Below are 19,357 nucleotides of genomic sequence, written 5' to 3'. Positions count from 1 at the left end.
TGTGTCGCAGGGAAAGAGAGTGCTGGAGGCGGCGCGACCCCGTCTGCTGTGCGGACGGGGTCGCGGCGATCCGGTTGCCGGTCAGGCGATGTCGGCGGTGAGGGGCAGCGCCGTCACCGAGGTGCCGACGTGCAGGGTGAAGGCACCGGGTTCGGTTGCCCAGCCGCCATCGACCCAGTGCTCGAACGAGCGCTGCGGCAATTCGAGGGTCACGGTGCGGGTTTCACCCGGAGCGGCTTCGACGGCGGCGAAGGCGGACAGCCAGCGCATCGGGCGGTCCACCGCGCTGTTGTCCCGTGACAGGTACGCCTGCACCACCTGCCGGCCCGCGCGGGTGCCGGTATTGGTGACCGACACGGTGGCGGTGCGACCGTCGACCTTCAGGTCGGTGAGGTCCCAGGTGGTGTAGCCGAGGCCGTGACCGAACGGATAGGCCGGGGCCACACCGGATTTCAGCCAGGCCCGGTAGCCGATGTGGATGCCCTCGGCATAAGGCAGGGCATTGTCGGCGTGCGGTTTGGTGTCGAGCACCGGCACGTCGCCCATGGTCCTGGGCCAGGTGGTGGGCAGCCGCCCGCCCGGCTCGGCCGCACCGGTGAGAACATCGGCCAGCGCCGCGCCGAACTCCTGCCCGGGGAACCAGGTCAGCAGCACGGCCGCCACGTCGTCGCGCCACGGCATCTCCACCGGCGCACCGGAATTCACCACCACGACGGTGCGCGGGTTCACGGCGGCGACGGCGGCGACGAGTTCGTCCTGGCGGCCGGGCAGGCGCAGGGTCTTGCGGTCGAAGCCCTCGGATTCGATCTGCTCGGTGGTGCCGACGACGACCACCGCCACCTCCGAGGTGCGCGCCAATTCCACTGCGGCGGCGAACTCTTCGTCGGCGGCGCGGCGCGGGCGGCCCACCGCGTAGGTGATGCCCATGGCGGGCAGCCCCGGCGCGGGCACCAGTTCGATGCGCACGTCCACCTCGTCGCCCGCGGCGAGGGTACGGGTCACGAAGCGCTGTGGCGGATTGAGCAGCATCTCCACCGGATCGGTGCCCTCGGGCAGCACGGTGTCGGTGAGCACGGTCTCGCCGTCGATCTCCAGGCGCACGGTGCCGACGGCGGCGAAGCCGATGCGCCACTCCCCCGCCGCGTCCGCGCGCAGGCGGCCGCGCAGTTCGATGCTCTTGGCGCGCATGGCATTCGGATTGCCGAACAGCATGAGGGCACCGGCGGTGCGATGTTCGGCGGCCAGGACCGCGCCGTCGTCGAGGTAGCGCAGCGACAGACCCTGCTCCCCGGTCTCCGGATCGGTGACCAGCGCCATGGGCACCGGAATCAGGTGATCGGTGAGGTGCACGCCCGGCGTGTAGGTCACCGGCAGCACCTCCGACAGCCCTTCCACCGGCGAAGTCGTATGCGCGGGAATGACAGTCGCGCTGCCGCCGCCCATGAATCGCGGTTCGGCGGCGGCCGCGCCGAGCAGCGCCACCCGGGCGGGCTCGCCCAGCGGCAGCGTGCCGTCATTGGACACCAGCACCATGGCCTTGGCGGCGGCCTCGCGCACCAGCCGCTGCGCGGCCTCGTCGGTGAAAGCCGGCACCTGCTGCGGAGTTCCGTTCAGCGCACCGACGCGGATGGCGAATCGCAGTATGCGCCGAACCTTTTCGTCGATGGCCGACTCCGGCACCGCGCCGGTGCGCACGGCTTCCTCCAGCGGCGCACCCCACAGCTCCGCCGGACCGGGCATGGCGATGTCGTTGCCGTGCGCCGCACCGACGGTGGAGCGCACCGCGGTCCAGTCGGACACGACCACGCCGTCGAAGCCCCACTCACCCTTCAAAGGCTCGTCCAGCAACGGGTTTTCGGTCATGGTGGCGCCGTTGACGGAGTTGTAGGCCGCCATGACCATCCAGGCGCCGGCCGCGACCGACCGCTCGAACGGGTACAGGTACAGCTCCCGCAGCGTGCGCTCGTCCGCGAGCACATTCGCGGTGAAGCGCTCGGTCTCGGAGTCATTGGCCACATAGTGCTTGGGGCACGCGCTCACCCCGTGCGCCTGCACAGCCCGCACATAGGCGTCGGCCATCTCGCCGGTCAGCATGGGATCCTCGGAGAAGCATTCGAAATGCCTTCCGCCGAGCGGGGATCGGTGCAGATTGATGGTCGGGCCCAGCACCGCGTACACCTGCTTGCGGCGGGCCTCGGCGGCGATCAGCGCACCGATCTCGGCGAGCAGCTCCCGATCCCAGGTGGCGGCCAGCGCGGTGCCCGACGGCAGGCTCACCGACGGATCGCGCTCGTCCCACATTTCGCCGCGCACACCGGACGGGCCGTCCGAGACCGGCATCTCGGCCAGTCCGATATTCGGGTCGCCCGCGAACCGGAACACCCCCGACCCCGAGATCAGCTTGATCTTGGCCGCCAGGTCCAGCTTGCCGAGCAGGTCATCGATGAGGTCGTTCACGCCGTCTCCCTCCAGAAGTTCACCAGATCCGCGCACACCCGTTCGGGGACATCCTCATTGGGCACGTGCCCGCTGCCCGGATACTCCGCTGTCCGCGCGTCGAGCTGCGCCGCGAACCTGCGATGCACCGCGGGATCCCACAGATCGTTCGTGTCGCCGAACGCCACCAGAATCGGCACCCCGGCCTCGCGCAGCACGGCCGGGTCCGCCACCGGCGGCGCCTCCATCACCTTCAGAATGCCGAGGATATTCGCCTGCCGGGTGCGCAGGATCCGGTTGTGCAGGAACTCCAGGCGCTGCGGCGTGGGCGGGGTCGGCATGGCTTGCATGGCGGCGCTGAGCTGCTGCCAGAGCACCTCGGCCCCACCGGCTTCCACCATCTGGGCGACCAGCCGCGGCGGCGGGAAATTGATGTCCTCGATGGACGAGGGGCCCGACGCCAGCAGGGTGAGGCTGCGGAACTTCTTCGGCTCGGCGATGACGGCAACCCGGGAGACGTACCCGCCGAAGGAGTGCCCGACCAGGTGCACCGGCTCATCCGGCGACACCTGATCGATCACGCCCAGCAGATCGCCGCGGAAATCGTCCATGGTGTAGCCCGCGATGTCGTCGGGCCCCTCGGACTCCCACTGCCCACGCTGGTCGTAAGCGACGGCGCGATAGCCGGCCTGGGTGAGCAGCGGCAGCATGCCCTCGAAGTCCTCTTTGGAACCGGTGAAACCCGGCACCAGCACGACGGTGCCCCGGGGCGTGCCCGCGGGTTTCGCCTCCCAGGCGGCGAGTGTCCCGGCGGACCCGCGCAGGGTGATCGGCTTGATGGGTGGGATGGCCTGCCTCATCGACAATCCTTCCTCGTACAGCCCTGTACGACTGGCACGAGTGTGCCACCGGATCACCACTTTACCGAGCGCCCACTCGGTTCCGTTATCGTTCTGTTATCTCGAGTGATTTCCGCAGGTCCGCGCAATCCGACTACCGTCACTGCTCATGACCCCGCACCCACAGCGCCGTACCCGGGGTGACGCGCGCCGCGAACAGATCATCGACGAGGCGCTGAAAGCCTTCGCCGACAACGGCTATCGCAATACCTCCATCGCCGAGATCGCCGAGCGCTGCGGCCTGTCCCAGCCCGGCCTGCTGCACTACTTCCCCAACAAGGCCGCCCTGCTCGCCGCCGTCCTCGCCCAGCGCGACCGCCTCGACGCCGACCGCATGGGCTTCGGCCCGCAACTGCACGGCAAGGACGCCCTGCTGCGCCTGGCCCAGCTGGTCGAATACAACTCGCACGTCCCCGGCCTGGTCCGCCTGTTCACCGTCCTGACCAGCGAGGCCGTCACACTCGATCACCCCGCGCACGCCTGGGTCGTCAACCGCTACCGCACCCTCGAGACCATCCTCACCGAAACCCTCGACGCCGGGATCGCCGAGGGCAGCCTCCGCCCCGGCATCGACACCCGCAGCCTGGCCCGCCAGATCACCGCCATGATGGACGGGCTCCAACTGCAATGGCTCATCGACCCCGACCGCGTCGACATGCCCGCGCTCTTCCGCGCCTACATCGACGACCTCATCGCCGACATCTCCTGAAACCAGGTGAGCAGTTCCGGGGCGTCGACGGCATTGGGGTCCAGCACGACGCTCGGATCCGCGCCTTGCAGAAGGCGTTTCAGGGGGACCTCGAGCTTCTTGCCGGTGCGGGTGTGCGGAATACCGGGGGCTTCGATGATGTCGTCGGGGACGTGGCGAGGCGACAGGCCGGTGCGGATGGCCGCCCTGATGCGGTCCTGCAGCGCGTCGGTGAGAGTCGTTCCCGCCGTGGGGACTACGAACAGGGGCATCCAGTAGCAGCCGCCGGGTTGTTCGATGCCGAGCACCAGGGCTTCGGCGACTTCCGGCAGCGCCTCGACGGTTTGATGGATATCGGCGCTGCCCATGCGAATGCCATTGCGGTTCAAGGTGGAATCCGAGCGGCCGTGCACGATGACGCTGTCGTGATCGGTGATGGTGATCCAGTCGCCGTGCCGCCAGACGCCGGGGTACATGTCGAAATAGGCGTCGCGGTAGCGGGATCCGTCCGGGTCGTTCCAGAAGGCGACCGGCATGGAGGGCATGGGCTTGGTGATCACCAGTTCGCCCACGGCCTCGCGCACCGGGCGGCCGTTCTCGTCCCAAGCCTCCAGGGCCACACCGAGATACGGGACCGACAGCTCGCCCGGCCAGACCGGGACGGTGCGCGCGCCGCCCACGAAGGCCGACACCACGTCGGTGCCGCCGCTGATGGAGGCGACCGGGACATCGGCGCCGACATTGTCGCGCAACCACAGGGCGGACGAGGCGGGCATGGCCGAGCCGGTGATGCCGATCAGACGCAGGGCCGACAGGTCGTGGTCGCGGGACGGGATGGCTTCGGCCTTCTCACAGGAGAGGACATAGCCGGGGCTGGTGCCGAGCACGGTGGCGCGCGTGCGAGAGGCCAACTCCCACAGGCTGTCCGGGCGCGGGTAGGCGGGGCTGCCGTCGTAGCAGACGATGGTCGCACCGGTAAGCAGTCCGGCGATCTGGAAGTTCCACATCATCCAGCTGGGGCTGGTGTACCAGAGGAAGGTGTCCTCCGAGCCGATATCGGACTGCAGCGCAATGGCTTTCAGATGTTCCAGCAGCACCCCGCCGTGGCCGTGCACGATGCCCTTCGGCTTGCCGGTGGTGCCGGAGGAGTACAGCACCCACAGCGGATGGTCGAAATCGACCGGAGCCGTGCGCAGTTCGATCGGTTCGGCGCTGGTGGTGACCGCATCCCAGTCCAGCGCGCTCGGGACCGAATGCCCGAGCGCCGAAACCAGCACCGTCGCACGCAATCCCGGCAGGCCCGCCCGCAGCGCGTCGATCTCCGCACGCTTGTCGTGGGCTTTCCCGCCGTACCGGTAGCCGTCGGCGGTGACGAGCACGACCGGCTCCAGCTGGCCGAGCCGATCCAGGGCGGCCTTGGCGGTGTAGTCCTGCCCGCAGGCGCTCCACACCGCGCCCAGGCTCGCCGTGGCCAGAAAGGCGATGACCGCCTCCGGGATGTTCGGCAGGTAGCCGGCCACCCGATCGCCGGGCCGCACCCCGAGTTCGGACAGAGCGCGGGCGAATGCGGCGGTGCGGGACAGCATTTCGTCCCAGGACAGCTCCCGCACCGGACGGTCCTCACACAGCGCGATGATCGCCGGGCGGTCGAGCTGCGCCTGCCGGACGACGCGATCGACATAGTTGAGCCGCGTCCCCGGGAACCACTGGGCTCCCGGCATGGCGTCGTCCGCGAGCACCGCGCCGGCGATCTCGCCGAGATCGAAGTACTCCCACACCGCCCGCCAGAATCCGGCCATATCCGCGATCGACCATTCCCAGAGTTCCCGGTAGCCCTCGGTGCGCACACCGAATTTCAGCGCCACGAACCGCGCGAAGTCGGTGACGCGCGCCTCGGCGATGTCGTCCGCGCTCGGAATCCACTGTGGTGCGGTCGATTTCCCGGTCAGCATCATCGGGCGCTCCATCCGCCGTCCATGGTGTAGGACGCACCGGTCACCATGCGCGCCGCGTCCGAGGCCAACCAGGCCACCAGCGAGGCGACCTCCTCGGGTTCGACGAGTCGCTTGATGGCGTTCTCGGTCAACATGATTCGCTCCACCACATCCTGTTCGGCAATGCCGTGCGCGGCGGCCTGATCGGCGATCTGCCTGTCCACCAGCGGTGTTCGCACATAGCCGGGGTTCACGCAATTGCTGGTGACCCCGTGCGGCCCGCCCTCGAGCGCCGTCACCTTGGACAGCCCCTCCAGGGCGTGCTTGGCGGTGACGTACGCGGATTTGAAGGCGGAGGCCCGGATTCCGTGCACGGACGAGAGATTCACGATGCGCCCGTGCCCCTGCGCGTACATGTGCGGCAGCGCCGCGCGGGTGAGCAGGAACGGCGCTTCGACCATGAGCGCCAGCATCATCCGGAAGCGGTCGGGCGGAAAGTCGACGATCGGGCTGACGGTCTGCACACCCGCGTTGTTCACCAGGATGTCCACCTCGAGCCGCAGTTCCTCCAGCGCCGCGACCTCGAGCAGGTCGACTTCCCAGGCGTGGCCGCCGATTTCGGCGGCCACCTCCTTCGCACCGGCGCCGTCGATATCGGCGACGGTGACCGTCACGCCGCGCGCGGCCAGCTCCCGGGCGCAGGCGGCTCCGATACCGCTCGCGCCGCCGGTGACCAGCGCGGTGCGGCCTGCCAGACCGTCGCTCACGCCGTCACCGCCTTGGCCGGGGCGATGGTCGAATCAGCCTGCGCGGCCAGCGCTTCCGCATCGGCGCGATCCAGATCCTCCAGGTTCGCGCCCCTGGTCTCCCGGGCGAACAGCACCGCGACCACCGTGATCGCACACGCCGCCGCGAGATACACGGCGATGGGCACCGAGGACCCGAACCTGTCGAGCAGCTTCACCGCGATGATCGGCGCGAGCGATCCGGCCACGATGGAGGTCACCTGATAGCCCAGGGACACACCGGAATACCGCATGCGGGTGGGGAACATCTCGGCCATGATGGCCGGCTGCGCCGAGTACATGAACGCGTGGAACACCAGGCCGATGATGATCGCGGTCAGAATCACCGCATTGTGTTTGGAATCCATCATGGGGAAGGCGAAGAAACCCCAGCTGCCGGCGGTGAGCGCACCGATCAGATAGATGGGCCGCCGCCCGAACCGGTCGCTGAGCCGCCCCGCCACCGGAATGACCGCGAAGTGCACGGCGTGCGCGGCCAGCAGCCACCACAGAATCGTCTTGGTGTTCGCCCCGACGTGCACCTTCAGGTAGGTGATGGAGAACGTGACCACCAGGTAGTAGAAGATGTTCTCGCCGAGCCGCAGGCCCATGGCGGTGAAAACCCCACGCGGATAACGCTTCAGCACCTCGACGGCGCTGAACGAGGCGGCCTTCTCCTGCTCGGCCAGCTGCTGCGCGGCCACGAAGATGGGCGCATCGGTGATCTTGGTGCGCACGTAGTAGCCGATCAGCACCACCACCGCCGACAGCCAGAACGCCACGCGCCAGCCCCACGAGAGGAAGGCGGCATCCGACAGCGTGGAGGTCAGCGCCAGCAGCACGACGGTGGCGAGCATATTGCCCACCGGCACCGCCGCCTGCGGCCACGACGCCCAGAACGCGCGACTGCGACTCGGACTGTGTTCGGCCACAAGCAGAACCGCGCCGCCCCATTCACCGCCGACCGCGAAACCCTGAATGAACCGCAGCGCCACCAGCAGCGCCGGGGCCCAATACCCCACCTGCGCGAAGGTCGGCAGACAGCCCATGAGGAAGGTCGCCGCACCCACCAGCAGCAGGCTCAGCTGCAGCAGCTTCTTGCGCCCGTACTTGTCGCCGAAGTGCCCGAAGACGATGCCGCCCAGCGGCCGCGCCGCGAAACCCACCGCGTAGGTGACGAATGCCGCGAGGATGGCATCCAGATCACTGGTCCCCTTGGCGAAGAACACCTTGTTGAACACCAGCGTCGCCGCCGTGCCATAGAGAAAGAACTCGTACCATTCGACCACGGTCCCGGCCATGGACGCCGCCACCACTCGCCGCAGCCCGGCCAGTGACGCGCCCGTGGGCTCCGTCTCGCGCACGCTCATCGTGCTCACTCCTTCACGATCGGCCGCATCACCCCTCATCTGTGATGCGGCCCACAAATCCGATCGCAAACGAGTATTCGTGCACACGGACTGCGCCACAATGCCCAAAACCGCATGGGCAATCTGCAAAGATGCAGAAATGGCCGTGACCTCCGCCACTTCCCGCCCCAACCCCGACGACCTGCTCGTCCTGCTCGCCGTGGGACGCAGCGGGCGGTACGTGTCCGCGGCCGACGAACTGGGCCTCAACCACACGACGATCTCGCGGCGGATCGCGGCGCTGGAGCAGGCGCTGGGCGGGCGGGTGCTCACCCGCGGGGCGAGCGGCTGGGAGCTCACCGATCTGGGCCGCGAAGCCTTGACGGCCGCGGAGGCGATCGAATCCGCCGTGCGCTCCTTGACTTCCAGCACCACCTCACTGGAGGGCATGGTCCGCATGTCCGCCACCGACGGCTTCAGCGCCTACCTGGCCGCGCCCGCCGTCGCCGCCGTCCAGCGCACCCACCCCAAACTCGCGGTCGAGATCATCACCGCCACCCGCCGCGCCTCACCGCAGCGCTCGAGCATGGATCTCGAAGTGGTCGTGGGCAAACCACAGGTCCGCCGGGCCGAAGCCGTGTCCCTCGGCGACTACACCCTGGGCCTCTACGCCGCCCGCTCCTACGCCGCGACCCGCGGGCTCCCCGAATCCATCGACGACCTCTCCGACCATCCCCTGGTCTATTTCATCGACTCCATGCTCCAGGTGGACGACCTCGACCTGGCCCCCGCCTTCGCACCCCTGATGCGCGAATCCATCACCTCCACAAACGTTTTCGTCCACGTCGAAGCCACCCGCGCCGCAGCCGGCCTCGGCCTGCTCCCCTGCTTCATGGCCGACCGCCACCCCGACCTGATCCGCGTCCTCCCCGATCAGGTCGCCGTCCGCCTCACCTACTGGCTCGTCGCCCGCCGCGAAACCCTGCGCCGCCCCGAGGTGGCGGCCATCGTGGAATCGCTACGCGCCGAAGTGCATTCGCGCCGCGACATGCTGCTGGGCACCGGCTCGACCCACACGGGCTGACCCGCCCCCACAGCCAAGCCCGCAGACGTCCACCGCCGGCATCATCCGCGCCCGGACACTCCCAGCGCCCGCCCGAACGCCGCCTCCGCCTCGGCGACGAGCGCGCCGACGAGTTCTGCGGCCGGGCGCACGTCGTCGATCAAATCGATTGCCTCACTTGCCCATACCGGGCTCGGCGGGAGGTCACCGCGCGCCACGGCCGCACGGTAGCCGCGCCGGGCGTCCGCGTCCTGCGCGAGCTCGGCCTCTCGATCCCGCCACTGCTCGAGGAATGGGTGGGCGAGGGTGCGGGCGGTGTATTCGGCCGGCCACGGCACCTCGCGGACGATATCGAGCACCGCACTGCGCTCGGTGTCCTGCCCGCGCCCCTTGATGATCGCCGTGCTGGTCTCCATCGCGACCAGCGCCTCGGTAGCCGCCTGGAACCTGGTTCCGACCAGCGCGCCGGCTGCTCCCAACGTCAAGGCGGCCGCCAGTCCGCGTCCATCGGCGATTCCGCCCGCCGCGAGCACCGGTGTCGGCGCGGCCAGGTCCGCGACCACCGGCACGAAGGTCAGGGTGGACCGCCCACGCCGGGCGCCGTGCCCACCGCATTCGGTGCCCTGGGCGATGATGACGTCCGCGCCCGCAGCGACCGCCTGCTCCGCCTCGGCCATATCGGTGACCTGCATGAGGAGCAGCGCACCGGCGGCGCGAACCGGTGCGATGAGCGGCGTCGGATCGCCGAAGGCGAGCATCACCGCGTGCGGCCGAAACTCCAGCGCACGCTCCAGCTTGGCCGGTTCGGTGGCCCAGGACTGGAACCCGATCCCCCACGGCCTGTCGGTGTGCTCGTCGAGGATCGCCAATTCCCGCTCGATCCAGTCGAGATCACAACGCCCCGCGCCCAGCAGGCCCAGCCCACCGGCATTGGAGACCGCGGCGGCCAGCTCGCCGCCCGCCGACCCACCCATCGGCGCCGACGCAATGGGATGTTCGATTGCCAACAGTTCCGTGAATTCGGTCCGTAATGCCATGGCCGTCAACCGTTCCCACGCGGCACCGCGTGAATCTCACTGCTAGGACTGCCGTTCCACCCATTGTCGGATGAACTCGCAATTGCGAGTGAAGCCTTCGGGTATTTCCTTGGCGAGACCGGCTTCGACCGCCCGGCCGACTAGCGGAAGCGCCGATGCCACCGTCCCGTCCAGGGACAGCACACAGGCCGCAGATCCGCTTGCCCGCAATCGAAACGATCCCTCCACCTGCAACCGCGCCGCCGCGACCCGGCCGTGCATCACGCCTCGCGCCACGTCGCCGACCAGCTCGTGCCAGTGCTCCTCGATCTGCACCGTGATGTCCCCGTACCGCGCCGCCGCCTTCGGCAGCAGGTGGGGTGCGACCACATTGGTCACCTCCGCGGTGGTGACACCATGTCCCGCGCTGAACCTGGTGAGCGTGGCCCGCCGCTCCCCGAGTTCCGCCACCCGCTGCTCCCAGTGCAGGCGGTCGCACAGCCCCCGTGCACCACCTCGACCGGATGCCGGAAGGTGTACTCCCCGGCGAAGCTTCTGCTCATGCGCGCTCCCTGCCCAATCCTGCTGTCATCGAGCGTATCTCGCCCGGTGCGGGCGGCGACCGGCGATCATCCGCCGACCCGGCACGGCGCGTCCAGCAAACCACGAGCGACCGCCTGTGCTGTACTCGACCGGTGACCGGCACCCAGGCGGACGGCCCCAACCGTCGACGACCCCACCCGGACTCCATCGCGATGCCCGGCGACATAGCCCCCCACGTCATCTTCGTCGCCGCCGCGGCAGCCCTGGGCGGGTTCCTCTTCGGCTACGACTCCGCCGTCATCAACGGCGCGGTCACCGGCATCCGCGACGATTTCGGCGTCTCCACCGGCACCACCGGCTTCATCGTCGCCGCCGCCCTCCCCGGCGCGGCCGTCGGCGCCCTCATCGCGGGCTGGCTCGCCGACCGTCTCGGCCGCGTGCGCGTCATGCAGATCGGCGCCTTCCTCTTCGCCGTCAGCGGCATCGGCAGCATGTTCGCCTTCAGCGACGTCGACCTCACCATCTGGCGTTTCGTCGGCGGCGTCGCCATCGGCATCGCCTCGGTGGTGGCCCCCGCCTACATCGCCGAGATCTCCCCACCCAGCTACCGCGGCCGCCTGGCAAGCTTCCAGCAGCTGGCCATCGTCCTCGGCATCGCCTTCTCCGCCGTGGTCAACTACCTCATCGCCCAGGCGGCAGGCGGCTCCAACAGCGCCGAACTGGCCGGCCTGTCGGCCTGGCGCTGGATGCTCGGCGCCGAGGTCATCCCCGCCCTCGTCTACGGCGCCATGGCCTTCCTCATCCCCGAATCCCCCCGCCACCTCATCGCCACCGGCCGCGAAGCCGAAGCCCGCAAAGTCCTCGCCGAAGTCGAGAACGACCCCGCCCACCTCGACGAGCGAGTAGCCGAGATCCACGCCGCCATGGCAGGCGAAGTCCGTTCCCGCCCAACAGATCTGCTCAGCCACTCGCGCAGCATCCTGCTCCCCATCGTCTGGATAGGCATCGGCCTGTCCGCCTTCCAGCAGCTGGTGGGCATCAACGTCATCTTCTACTACTCCTCCCTGCTCTGGCAGCAGGTGGGCATCGACACCTCCAATTCCCTTCTGGTATCGATGATCTCCTCCATCATCAATATCCTCGGCACAGTCATAGCCATGGCCCTGGTGGACCGCATAGGCCGCAAACCCCTGCTCCTCATCGGCTCCACCGGCATGTTCCTGGCGCTGGCCCTCTGCGCCTGGATGTTCACCTACGTCGCCGGCACCGAAGACGACCCCACCATGCCCCAGACCCAAGGCGTCATAGCCCTCATCTCAGCCAACATGTACGTCCTGTTCTTCGCCCTCTCCTGGGGCGTAGTCGTCTGGGTCCTCCTCGGCGAAATGTTCCCCTCCCACATCCGAGCCATAGCCCTCTCGGTAGCCGCCAGCGCCCAATGGCTCACCAACTGGCTCATCACAGTCTCCTTCCCCTCCCTCTCCTCCTGGTCCCTCGCAGGCGCCTACGCCCTCTACGCCCTGGCCGCCCTCCTCTCCATCCCCTTCGTCCACTACCTCATCCGAGAAACCAAGGGCCGCACCCTCGAATCCATGGGCTGACCCCCGGCCCACAGTCCCCCGACACCCCCGGAAATGCCCGAAATCCAGCCGATTTGGAGCAACAGGGGGGTCGTGGGGTAATCTCATCGAGCACAAAGCGCAAGCGAGTGCAACGGGCTGTGGCGCAGCTTGGTAGCGCACTTGACTGGGGGTCAAGTGGTCGCAGGTTCAAATCCTGTCAGCCCGACCAAGAAAATCCCTCCTGACCAGCGGTCAGGAGGGATTTCTTCATTTCACGATGCGGAGCCTTGGGACCAACTTGGGACCATCTCGGCCTCGGAGGTGCAGAGACAGCTTGTCCCCGTCGTTCTGTATGGCTTCGATGTCGGGGTGCAGATACCGCTGTGTGATTGCCGGATCGCTGTGCCCCGCGATCCGTTGAAGGCGGTGCGGCAGGACGCCGGCATCAGCGAGCCATGTCAGACCGGTGTGCCGGAGATCGTGACGACGAAGATGCTCATACCCAAGTTCGGTGACGACCCTGTCCCAATCCGTGGCGCGGCGCAGCACTCCGGTCTCTATCCGTCCTCCGCGGGGACCGATGAACAATCGTGCGTTCCGGAGAGCCTCACGCCGCGTGGTTTCGTCCGAATTCCTCAGCGCGGGATCGGATTCGATCCGGGCGTGAGCGCGGGCAATCGTTCTTTGCACGAGTGGCCGTACCTCCTCGATGATCGGAATCGATCGGGAGCGTTTGCCTTTGGTGCCCTTGTCCTGCATCCCGCCCGGGCCTGGGGTTGTCTGGCGCCGCAGATTCCAGATCCACTTGTCGGTGTCGATGTCGCGCACTCGGCATCCGGACACTTCACCGATGCGGGTGGCGGTGCACGCCATGAACGTGACCACATCACCCCATCCGTAGTAGTGGTCCGATGAGGAGTCGACCAGTGCGTCCGCGAGCGTTGTCAGCGCCTCCCAGTTCGGCAGGGCCAGCTCCCGCGGATTCTCCAGTTCGTCCTCGTAGCGCTTGTATTGCTTCTGCCACCCATTGACTTCCACTCGGTTGCGATCGATCAATTCGTCGCGAACGGCTTGGTCAATTACCCTGCCCAGCGCTGCCAGGGTGTTCTTGACCGTGGACCGACTGCACCCTTCGGAGATCCACTGTGTCACTGCACGGTCGGCGACACCTGCGGTGATCATGGTGACCTGGAGGTGCCCGAGCGTCGGGACTATCCGAACCCGCCAGCCGGCTCGGTAGGGGTCCAACGTTTTGGGCTCGATTCCACGCATTGCGATGTCCCAGTTCGTACTTCCGTACTCTTTGAGCGTCGCCGTGGCGGTCTTCGGATCTACGCCTCGCTCGGCCGCTTGCTTGATCTTCTCGATCCACTCCTCAGCCTCCTCGCGGGTGCCGAATGACTCGGACTTCGAAGCGCGCTTCTTGGTGACCGGATGCTTCCAGCGCACCCGAGCGCGGAAGGAAGACACCTTGCCGCGCTCCTCTATGTCGCCGGTGACCGTGACACCGAGCGGGATCTGGACCTTGCCGTTCACCATCACGCGACCGCCGGATCGATTCGCTTGCCCTTCAAGTAGGCCATGACATCTGCACCGTAGTACCGGGTCACCCTGCCCGAGATCTGAACGAACGGCGGGCCTTGCCGTGGCTCACCAGTTCGCCAGCGTCGCAGACTGGACGGGTCGACCTTCAGCAGGGCTGCAACCTCTTCGGTTGTATACCAGCCAGTTTCACGGATCCCCGTTGGGCTCATTCCGTCCATTGCAGGGCTCCTCCTTCCGTTCCGCCGCCGATATGCTCCCGAGCCGCCGTGAGGGTGCGGGTAACCGCAGACGAGCTGAGTTCAACATGCTCGGCGATTCGCGAATGTGACCAGTTCTGTTCGAATTTCAGCCGCAGGATGGCGGCGACCTTCTCCGGGTCGCGGCGGCCGGCGGGGTCGGCATGGCACACCGATTCGGCGATTTCGGTCCACCGATCGTGCGCACTGTCCATCTCAATGGCGTTCGGGTGCGCCGCTTCCAGCTCGGCCATGGAGTACGGAGGGCCGAGTTCGGTGGCGGTGGAGCGGGTTTCGGTGTGGACCTCGCGCACCGACACGGTGCGTACGGTGTCGGGGGTGCGCACCGGTTCGGTCTCGTTGCGCACCGCCGGATTCGGCGGGGTGTTGTCGGTGCGTGGGGTGCGGGCGAGGACGAGCAGGGCGACGGTGGCCTGTCCGATCGCGCCGTCGATGATCAACGGAACCAGCCATGCCAGATCGGCGGTCATTCCGACCTGGATGGCCAAATCGCGCAGGGCATCGAACGAGAGCCGGAACGCGATGGCGGCGATGGCGCTGGTGAGGACCACAACAGACCAATAAGCCAGCGTCGCGTTCGCCCGCGCCCGTACCAGCAAGCCGACGCCGTGGGTGGCGGTCAGCAGCGCCACGGGCGGGAACATCGCCACGAATGCCGCGACCACGGCCAGTCCGGGCGGTGCGTTGAGCACGGCGTGGACGGCATTGCCGGCGATCGACATGAGCGCGACGAGGATCAGCTCGCCCCAGAAGAATCGGACGGCCGCGGTTTCGGCTTCGGTGCGTGGGAGGGCCTGCGCACCGGCGTGTTTGTCGGTTGGTGCGTTGCGGTGCGCAGCGTCGTTGCTGCGCACCGCGTTCGCACCGGCGTCGTTGCCGGTCACGTTCACTCCTGCCGGGTGGTACGCGTGCGGTCGTGTTCGGCGAGTGCGCGGGTGAGTTCACCGACGATGGTTCGGGCTTCCCCGATGCTGAGGGTGAGGTCCATCAGGAACTCGCCGGACCATTCGATCTCGATCCGCGGGGGAACGGCCTCGCAATACTCGTCGGCGGGCAGCGCCGTGAAGTATCGAGCCTCGATGGCGTAGGCGTCTCTGCGCGGGCGCATGGTGAGCTTGGGCATCACGCACCTGCCTGCGGGGCGGCCACCGGGGTGTAGACGGCGGTGTAGAGGCGGGCGCGTTCGTCGCTGGGGTCGGTACCGGTATAGGTCACCGACAGACCCGCGCCGACAGCGAACTGGTCGGCGCCGGCCTTGGCCATGGCGGTGCCGATGGCGCGTTCCATGCGCGAGGTCGGGTAGAGGTTGCGCAGTCCGGCGGGCGTATCGAGGGTGATGTACACCTGCATCACCGGGTTGCCTTGCTTGTCCTTCTGGACCTCGCCGGGGGCGCCGTTGAACTTCAGCCGCGGCTGTTCCCCGATTTCGGCGATGCGGCCGTAGACGGTGGTGCCGGGGGTGGCGTTCTTACCGAACGCGGTCGGCGGTTTGGCGGCGGCCTGCTTGAACCGCTGCCCGAAGTCGATGCTGCTCATGAGGTTGTTCTCCTTTGGGATCAATCGGAAATAGGTTCAGCGGCTGCGGGTTACGGGCCGCTGCTGGGTGATGGGTTGGCGGTAGTGGCGATCCAGGTACGGCACCATTGCCAGGTCGTCGACGCCGAGGCCGGCGTCGAGGTGATCGGACAGGTCCTTGCCGACCGCGGCCTGCAGCACCCGGACTTCGCCGACCTGGCCGTGCAGGCTCTGGGCGACCTTGTCGGCGTGGCGGTAGCCGGGCCGGTCGTAGTCAGCGACCACAATCACCCGAGTGGCGCCGGCCAGCCAGGCGGCGTGCTCACGGGTCCAGCTGCCCGCGCCCATCGCGTTGCAGGTGGCGACCAGCCCCGCAGCGTGGGCGCGTTGCACGTCCTTCTCGCCCTCGACCACGTAGATGTCTCGGCCCTGGTTGACGGCGTCGACGACTTCCGGGAGCCGGAACGGGATCGGTGCGAAACCGGTGCGTTCCCAGTTGGTTCCGGTCCAGCGGGCCTGCCAGAACCCTTTGGCCTCGCCGCGTTCGTGCGGGGTGCGGGTGCGGGTGACCGCACCTTCGACGCTGCCGTTGGCCCAGCGGTAGACGTAGGCTTCGACATTCTCCGCCGGCCCAACCGGTGCCCCGAGGTCGGGTTTCTCCGGTCGCGGAAATGCGGCGTAGTCGATGGCCTTGTCCGCCAACGACATTCCGGCAGTCCGCGACGGCGGAGTGCGGGTCTCCTGCCGCCGATTCGGTTGGTTCGGGTTGCGGTCGGGCAGCCGGTCCCACATGTCGCGCACCTGCAGATCCAGGCTGGCCAGTACGTCCACGTCGTCGCAGTGGGCGAAGCAGCGCACGATGGTCTTGGCCTGGGCGGGGTCGTAGCGGACACCGAGCGAGGGATTGTGGTGCTGGCCGTCGGCCTCGTGGACCGGGCACAGATACAGCGTCCATCGAGTTCCGGGCTTGCCTGGTCCCATGCGGGCGGTCAGCGCGGAGGTGATCAGCTGCCACGAACGGCCGTGTGAGGCTTGCGGTTCCATGGCTGCTCACCGGCTTCGCTCGATCGGAGCACGATCGCGGTCGGCACCGAATTTCGGGATCGGTGTGCCGGGCGCACACCGGTAGACATCGGGTGCGTTGCGCTCGTAGTCGACGGCGAAGGTGTTGCCCGACAGCTCTTGGGCCTGCTCGATGCTGCGCCACTGCACCGCGGTGAGCTGATCCTGGCCGACCTCGTCGCGGCAGTAGCGCGCCCACTCCAGGTGCCGACGCGCTGCATCGGGGTCGCTAGTCCAGGCGGCGAAGGCACGGCGCAGGTAGTGCCACTCCTCGTGGTGCGGCCCTTGTGTCCAGGCGGTGCCGAGCCGGTTGATGCTGCGTTCGTACTGGTCGAGCTCCTGGTTGGTCGCGCCGAGGTGTTCGGCGTGGTAGATCTCGTCGGTCAGCCGGACACACTCGGCGAAGTCGGCGCGCATGGCTTCCTCGTGTTCGGGTTCCATGGCTCACCGCCACCGCTCGACATCGCGCTGGGGCTGTTGCTGGTAGAGCCGCTGACACGCTTGCTCTTCGCGGGCGAGGTTGCCGGCTTGGATGAGGCTCTGGCGTTGGGTTTCGGTGAACCCGCCCGTGTCGCCGTAGGTGCGGCGGTTGTGTTCGAGGTTGTCCAGGAACCGGCCCATGGTGTCGGGGCGGGCCCGCCAGTCGGAGTAGGCGTCGGTGAGGAACTGCCAGTGCTCGGCGTGCGGGCCGCTCAGCCACCGCTGGTCGTATTCGGCGGTGCGGCGCGAGATGTCGAACAGGGTCTGCTCGGTGGCGTCGGGCTTGTATGCCTGCCAGGTGAGTGCGGTTCGGTCCTGGAAGTCGCTGCGCATGAGTTCTTCGTGTTCGGGTTGCATGAGGGGTTCACCGGCTCCGCTCTGGGCGCGGGCGCTGCTGGCCGGCGCCATTGACCGGCGGGGTGTGGCCTTCCTGGGTGAGCTTGGTGGTGTCGTGGTGGTCGACGCGGCCGGCGGACCATCCGTCGACGGTCTTCAGCACGCCGTCACGGGTGCCGCGGGTCTCGTTGCGAAGCCGGGACCCGACCTCCTTGTGCATATCCAGAACCCCGACCTCGATGTCCGCGCCGCCGGTGTCCATGGCTGCGACGTATCGGCGGGCCCACTGCTGTGCATCGTGCTCACTGTCGAAATCCCTGCTCCCAGGCCGGATATCGTCCGGCAGGTCGTCGGGATAGGCCACCCCGTGCTGGCGCATCAGCTCGGCGACATCGACCCGGCCGACGTAGACGGAATAGCGTTTGGCCGGTCCGGACTGCTCCGCTGCTGTGGCGGCCGACGCCGAAGCTGGTCCGGTCTCGTGTCCGCGCCGGAACTTCTCGGCAGCGATGCGTTCGCTGCTGCCGTACCGCTGGTGTTCGGGGGTGCGCTTGGCGAGTTTCTGCACGGCCTGGTCGCGTTCGGTCTTGAACTTGTCGCGCTCGACACCGGTCTGAATCACCTTCTCGCGCAGGTCCTTCAATTCGGCGCCCTGGCGAGTGTTGGCGTTCTTCAACGTCGTGATCACCGCGTCGGCCTCGCCAAGTCGGCGTGCGTAACCGTCGCGGTCCGCGGTCATCGCGTCCATGCCACGCTGCAGCACACCCACGTCGCGGGCGAGCTTGTCGCGGTCGCTGCGCAGTTCGGCGAGCTGGCGTTCGACCTCGGCCAGCCGCTTCCCATCGGACTCCGGCGTCGGCGCCGGGGTGGGCGCGGTGGCCGGCTGCGTGGAGGTGGGTCCGCGGTCGCGGCGCAGCTGGTCGCGGTAGGCGCTCAGTTCGTCGGTGACGAATCCGGGCGAGCCGGCCGCGGTGAACAGTTGCTCGCGCTGACCGCGGGCGGAGATACCGACCCCCAGGTGGTGGGCGTCTCGGAAGTGCGGCGATTCGGCTTGCCGCTGCGCCCATTCCGCGGCCGCGGCTTCGGTCGGGTGCAGCCCGAACATGTTGTGGGCGTGCCCCTCTCGGTCGCGGGTCTGCATCCGGACCTCGAACCGCGCGTTGTCGGCGGCGGTGGCGAACTCGCGGTTGATCTCGTGGTCGGTCAGCCCGGCATCGTGGGCGCGCCGCGCCGCGGCCGCGCGGGTGGCCTCTCGTTCGTCGCGGTCCGCCCCGTGTCCGGTCACCCAGACTGCGCGCCGGATGTCCTGCACTGCGGTGGCACGGTCCCGGCGGGCGGGACGGGTGTAGGCGGGCGGGCGGGCGATGCCGGTCTCGGTATAGGCGCGGGCGGCCTGGGCGCGGTAGCGCAGGGCGTCGATACCGGTGACTTTGCGGGCCTTGCCGAACAGGTTGCCCAGCTCGTATTCCGGGAAGGTCGTGGCCGCGGCCAGCCCGTCCAACGCGATGCCCCGCTCGACCGGGCGCAGGAACTCCGACCGCAGTACCCGCTCCTGCACGTGGCCGTAGTGCTGCGCCAGCGAATTGCGGTCGCGGGTGCGGTCTTCGGTGCTGCGGCCGGTGTCGGCAGCGCGGTCGCTGACCTGCGCGGCGTGACGCCGGTAGCCTTCGATGGCGTGGGTGGTGCGCCGCAGCTCCATGGCGCGGGCCTGCTCGGCTTCGCGGGTTTGCTCGCGCACGAGCTGGTTGATGTTCTTCTTGATGCGCCGGCGGTCGAGCCAGCCGGTGGCGTGGGCCAGCTGCTGGAGCAGGTGCGCGATCGAGGTACCGAATCGGCTGGTCTCGCGGGTGATGTCATCCATCTCGGACATGAGAGTGTGAATTCCTT

At 68.2% G+C, this 19,357-nt stretch carries 19 protein-coding genes and 1 tRNA gene; 4 read left to right on the top strand and 16 right to left on the bottom strand.

Annotated elements, in window-relative coordinates:
* Window positions 1-81: 81 nt before the first annotated feature.
* Window positions 82-2,457: a glycoside hydrolase family 3 protein gene (locus H0264_RS18850; protein ID WP_181578755.1), complete on the bottom strand. Its 2,376-nt coding sequence runs from the start codon at window positions 2,455-2,457 to the stop codon at window positions 82-84.
* Window positions 2,454-3,296, bottom strand: a complete 843-nt coding sequence (locus H0264_RS18845) for an alpha/beta fold hydrolase (RefSeq protein ID WP_181578754.1) — start codon at window positions 3,294-3,296, stop codon at window positions 2,454-2,456. The genes H0264_RS18850 and H0264_RS18845 overlap by 4 nt, the downstream gene beginning before the upstream one ends.
* A gap of 148 nt (window positions 3,297-3,444) precedes the next feature.
* Here H0264_RS18845 and H0264_RS18840 point away from each other — a divergent pair, with 148 nt between their 5' ends.
* Window positions 3,445-4,044 carry a TetR/AcrR family transcriptional regulator gene (locus H0264_RS18840; protein ID WP_181578753.1) on the top strand — a complete coding sequence of 200 codons (600 nt, stop codon included), beginning with the start codon at window positions 3,445-3,447 and terminating at the stop codon, window positions 4,042-4,044.
* Here H0264_RS18840 and H0264_RS18835 read toward each other — a convergent pair.
* Genes H0264_RS18835 through H0264_RS18825 form a run of 3 tightly spaced genes read right to left on the bottom strand, consistent with a single transcriptional unit; the run spans window position 4,011 to window position 8,112 of the window.
* On the bottom strand, window positions 4,011-5,978 hold the full coding sequence (locus H0264_RS18835) for an acetoacetate--CoA ligase (RefSeq protein ID WP_244975871.1): 1,968 nt from the start codon (window positions 5,976-5,978) through the stop codon (window positions 4,011-4,013). The two genes, H0264_RS18840 and H0264_RS18835, sit on opposite strands and share 34 nt — an antisense overlap.
* Window positions 5,975-6,724, bottom strand: coding sequence for a 3-hydroxybutyrate dehydrogenase (locus H0264_RS18830; RefSeq protein ID WP_181578751.1), 750 nt, complete (start codon window positions 6,722-6,724; stop codon window positions 5,975-5,977). The genes H0264_RS18835 and H0264_RS18830 overlap by 4 nt, the downstream gene beginning before the upstream one ends.
* Window positions 6,721-8,112 (bottom strand): MFS transporter, encoded by a 1,392-nt coding sequence (locus H0264_RS18825; protein ID WP_181578750.1) that lies wholly within the window; start codon window positions 8,110-8,112, stop codon window positions 6,721-6,723. Before H0264_RS18825 ends, H0264_RS18830 begins: the two co-directional genes overlap by 4 nt.
* 139 nt (window positions 8,113-8,251) lie before the next feature.
* On the opposite strand from H0264_RS18825, the gene H0264_RS18820 reads away from it, so the two are divergent.
* Complete coding sequence (locus H0264_RS18820) at window positions 8,252-9,175, top strand: LysR family transcriptional regulator (RefSeq protein WP_244975870.1); 924 nt, start codon at window positions 8,252-8,254, stop codon at window positions 9,173-9,175.
* A gap of 41 nt (window positions 9,176-9,216) precedes the next feature.
* On the opposite strand, the gene H0264_RS18815 is transcribed toward H0264_RS18820, so the two are convergent.
* Window positions 9,217-10,191 carry an NAD(P)H-dependent flavin oxidoreductase gene (locus tag H0264_RS18815; RefSeq protein ID WP_181578748.1) on the bottom strand — a complete coding sequence of 325 codons (975 nt, stop codon included), beginning with the start codon at window positions 10,189-10,191 and terminating at the stop codon, window positions 9,217-9,219.
* A gap of 42 nt (window positions 10,192-10,233) precedes the next feature.
* A complete protein-coding gene (locus H0264_RS18810; protein ID WP_276514552.1) occupies window positions 10,234-10,671 on the bottom strand; it encodes a DUF2505 domain-containing protein in 438 nt (145 codons plus the stop codon).
* 194 nt (window positions 10,672-10,865) lie between these two features.
* On the opposite strand from H0264_RS18810, the gene H0264_RS18805 reads away from it, so the two are divergent.
* A complete protein-coding gene (locus H0264_RS18805; RefSeq protein WP_244976225.1) occupies window positions 10,866-12,314 on the top strand; it encodes a sugar porter family MFS transporter in 1,449 nt (482 codons plus the stop codon).
* A gap of 113 nt (window positions 12,315-12,427) precedes the next feature.
* A tRNA-Pro gene (locus tag H0264_RS18800) sits at window positions 12,428-12,504 on the top strand.
* 38 nt (window positions 12,505-12,542) lie between these two features.
* On the opposite strand, the gene H0264_RS18795 is transcribed toward H0264_RS18800, so the two are convergent.
* The 9 genes from H0264_RS18795 to H0264_RS18755 are packed head-to-tail and all read right to left on the bottom strand — an operon-like array spanning window position 12,543 to window position 19,340.
* Window positions 12,543-13,814, bottom strand: a complete 1,272-nt coding sequence (locus tag H0264_RS18795) for a tyrosine-type recombinase/integrase (RefSeq protein ID WP_181585171.1) — start codon at window positions 13,812-13,814, stop codon at window positions 12,543-12,545.
* On the bottom strand, window positions 13,814-14,038 hold the full coding sequence (locus H0264_RS18790; RefSeq protein WP_231086332.1) for a helix-turn-helix domain-containing protein: 225 nt from the start codon (window positions 14,036-14,038) through the stop codon (window positions 13,814-13,816). The genes H0264_RS18795 and H0264_RS18790 overlap by 1 nt, the downstream gene beginning before the upstream one ends.
* Window positions 14,026-14,961, bottom strand: coding sequence for a DUF2637 domain-containing protein (locus H0264_RS18785; RefSeq protein ID WP_181585170.1), 936 nt, complete (start codon window positions 14,959-14,961; stop codon window positions 14,026-14,028). The genes H0264_RS18790 and H0264_RS18785 overlap by 13 nt, the downstream gene beginning before the upstream one ends.
* A 2-nt stretch (window positions 14,962-14,963) precedes the next feature.
* Window positions 14,964-15,200, bottom strand: a complete 237-nt coding sequence (locus H0264_RS18780; protein ID WP_181585169.1) for a hypothetical protein — start codon at window positions 15,198-15,200, stop codon at window positions 14,964-14,966.
* A complete protein-coding gene (locus tag H0264_RS18775) occupies window positions 15,200-15,613 on the bottom strand; it encodes a hypothetical protein (RefSeq protein WP_181585168.1) in 414 nt (137 codons plus the stop codon). Before H0264_RS18775 ends, H0264_RS18780 begins: the two co-directional genes overlap by 1 nt.
* Window positions 15,614-15,649: 36 nt before the next feature.
* Window positions 15,650-16,636, bottom strand: a complete 987-nt coding sequence (locus H0264_RS18770) for a toprim domain-containing protein (RefSeq protein WP_181585167.1) — start codon at window positions 16,634-16,636, stop codon at window positions 15,650-15,652.
* A 6-nt stretch (window positions 16,637-16,642) separates the two neighbouring features.
* Entirely contained in the window at window positions 16,643-17,095 is a 453-nt protein-coding gene (locus H0264_RS18765; RefSeq protein WP_181585166.1) for a hypothetical protein, read from the bottom strand.
* A 3-nt stretch (window positions 17,096-17,098) separates the two neighbouring features.
* Window positions 17,099-17,491 (bottom strand): hypothetical protein, encoded by a 393-nt coding sequence (locus H0264_RS18760; RefSeq protein WP_181585165.1) that lies wholly within the window; start codon window positions 17,489-17,491, stop codon window positions 17,099-17,101.
* A gap of 7 nt (window positions 17,492-17,498) precedes the next feature.
* Window positions 17,499-19,340, bottom strand: coding sequence for a hypothetical protein (locus tag H0264_RS18755; protein ID WP_181585164.1), 1,842 nt, complete (start codon window positions 19,338-19,340; stop codon window positions 17,499-17,501).
* Between the last annotated feature and the right edge of the window lie 17 nt (window positions 19,341-19,357).

The sequence above is a fragment of the Nocardia huaxiensis genome, from assembly GCF_013744875.1.
GTDB lineage: Bacteria > Actinomycetota > Actinomycetes > Mycobacteriales > Mycobacteriaceae > Nocardia > Nocardia huaxiensis.
The sequence above is the reverse complement of the archived record's forward strand: the minus strand, read 5'-3'. Positions and strand labels throughout refer to the sequence as shown.

Excerpts from the sequence above, each read along its gene's own strand:
- H0264_RS18765 (WP_181585166.1), bottom strand. The coding sequence starts at position 17,095 with ATGGAACCCGAACACGAGGAAGCCATGCGCGCCGACTTCGCCGAGTGT.
- H0264_RS18760 (WP_181585165.1), bottom strand. The coding sequence starts at position 17,491 with ATGCAACCCGAACACGAAGAACTCATGCGCAGCGACTTCCAGGACCGA.
- H0264_RS18770 (WP_181585167.1), bottom strand. The coding sequence starts at position 16,636 with ATGGAACCGCAAGCCTCACACGGCCGTTCGTGGCAGCTGATCACCTCC.
- H0264_RS18790 (WP_231086332.1), bottom strand. The coding sequence starts at position 14,038 with ATGGACGGAATGAGCCCAACGGGGATCCGTGAAACTGGCTGGTATACA.
- H0264_RS18835 (WP_244975871.1), bottom strand. The coding sequence starts at position 5,978 with ATGATGCTGACCGGGAAATCGACCGCACCACAGTGGATTCCGAGCGCG.
- H0264_RS18840 (WP_181578753.1), top strand. The coding sequence starts at position 3,445 with ATGACCCCGCACCCACAGCGCCGTACCCGGGGTGACGCGCGCCGCGAA.
- H0264_RS18845 (WP_181578754.1), bottom strand. The coding sequence starts at position 3,296 with ATGAGGCAGGCCATCCCACCCATCAAGCCGATCACCCTGCGCGGGTCC.
- H0264_RS18820 (WP_244975870.1), top strand. The coding sequence starts at position 8,252 with ATGGCCGTGACCTCCGCCACTTCCCGCCCCAACCCCGACGACCTGCTC.
- H0264_RS18780 (WP_181585169.1), bottom strand. The coding sequence starts at position 15,200 with ATGCCCAAGCTCACCATGCGCCCGCGCAGAGACGCCTACGCCATCGAG.
- H0264_RS18775 (WP_181585168.1), bottom strand. The coding sequence starts at position 15,613 with ATGAGCAGCATCGACTTCGGGCAGCGGTTCAAGCAGGCCGCCGCCAAA.
- H0264_RS18755 (WP_181585164.1), bottom strand. The coding sequence starts at position 19,340 with ATGTCCGAGATGGATGACATCACCCGCGAGACCAGCCGATTCGGTACC.
- H0264_RS18825 (WP_181578750.1), bottom strand. The coding sequence starts at position 8,112 with ATGAGCGTGCGCGAGACGGAGCCCACGGGCGCGTCACTGGCCGGGCTG.
- H0264_RS18795 (WP_181585171.1), bottom strand. The coding sequence starts at position 13,814 with ATGGTGAACGGCAAGGTCCAGATCCCGCTCGGTGTCACGGTCACCGGC.
- H0264_RS18815 (WP_181578748.1), bottom strand. The coding sequence starts at position 10,191 with ATGGCATTACGGACCGAATTCACGGAACTGTTGGCAATCGAACATCCC.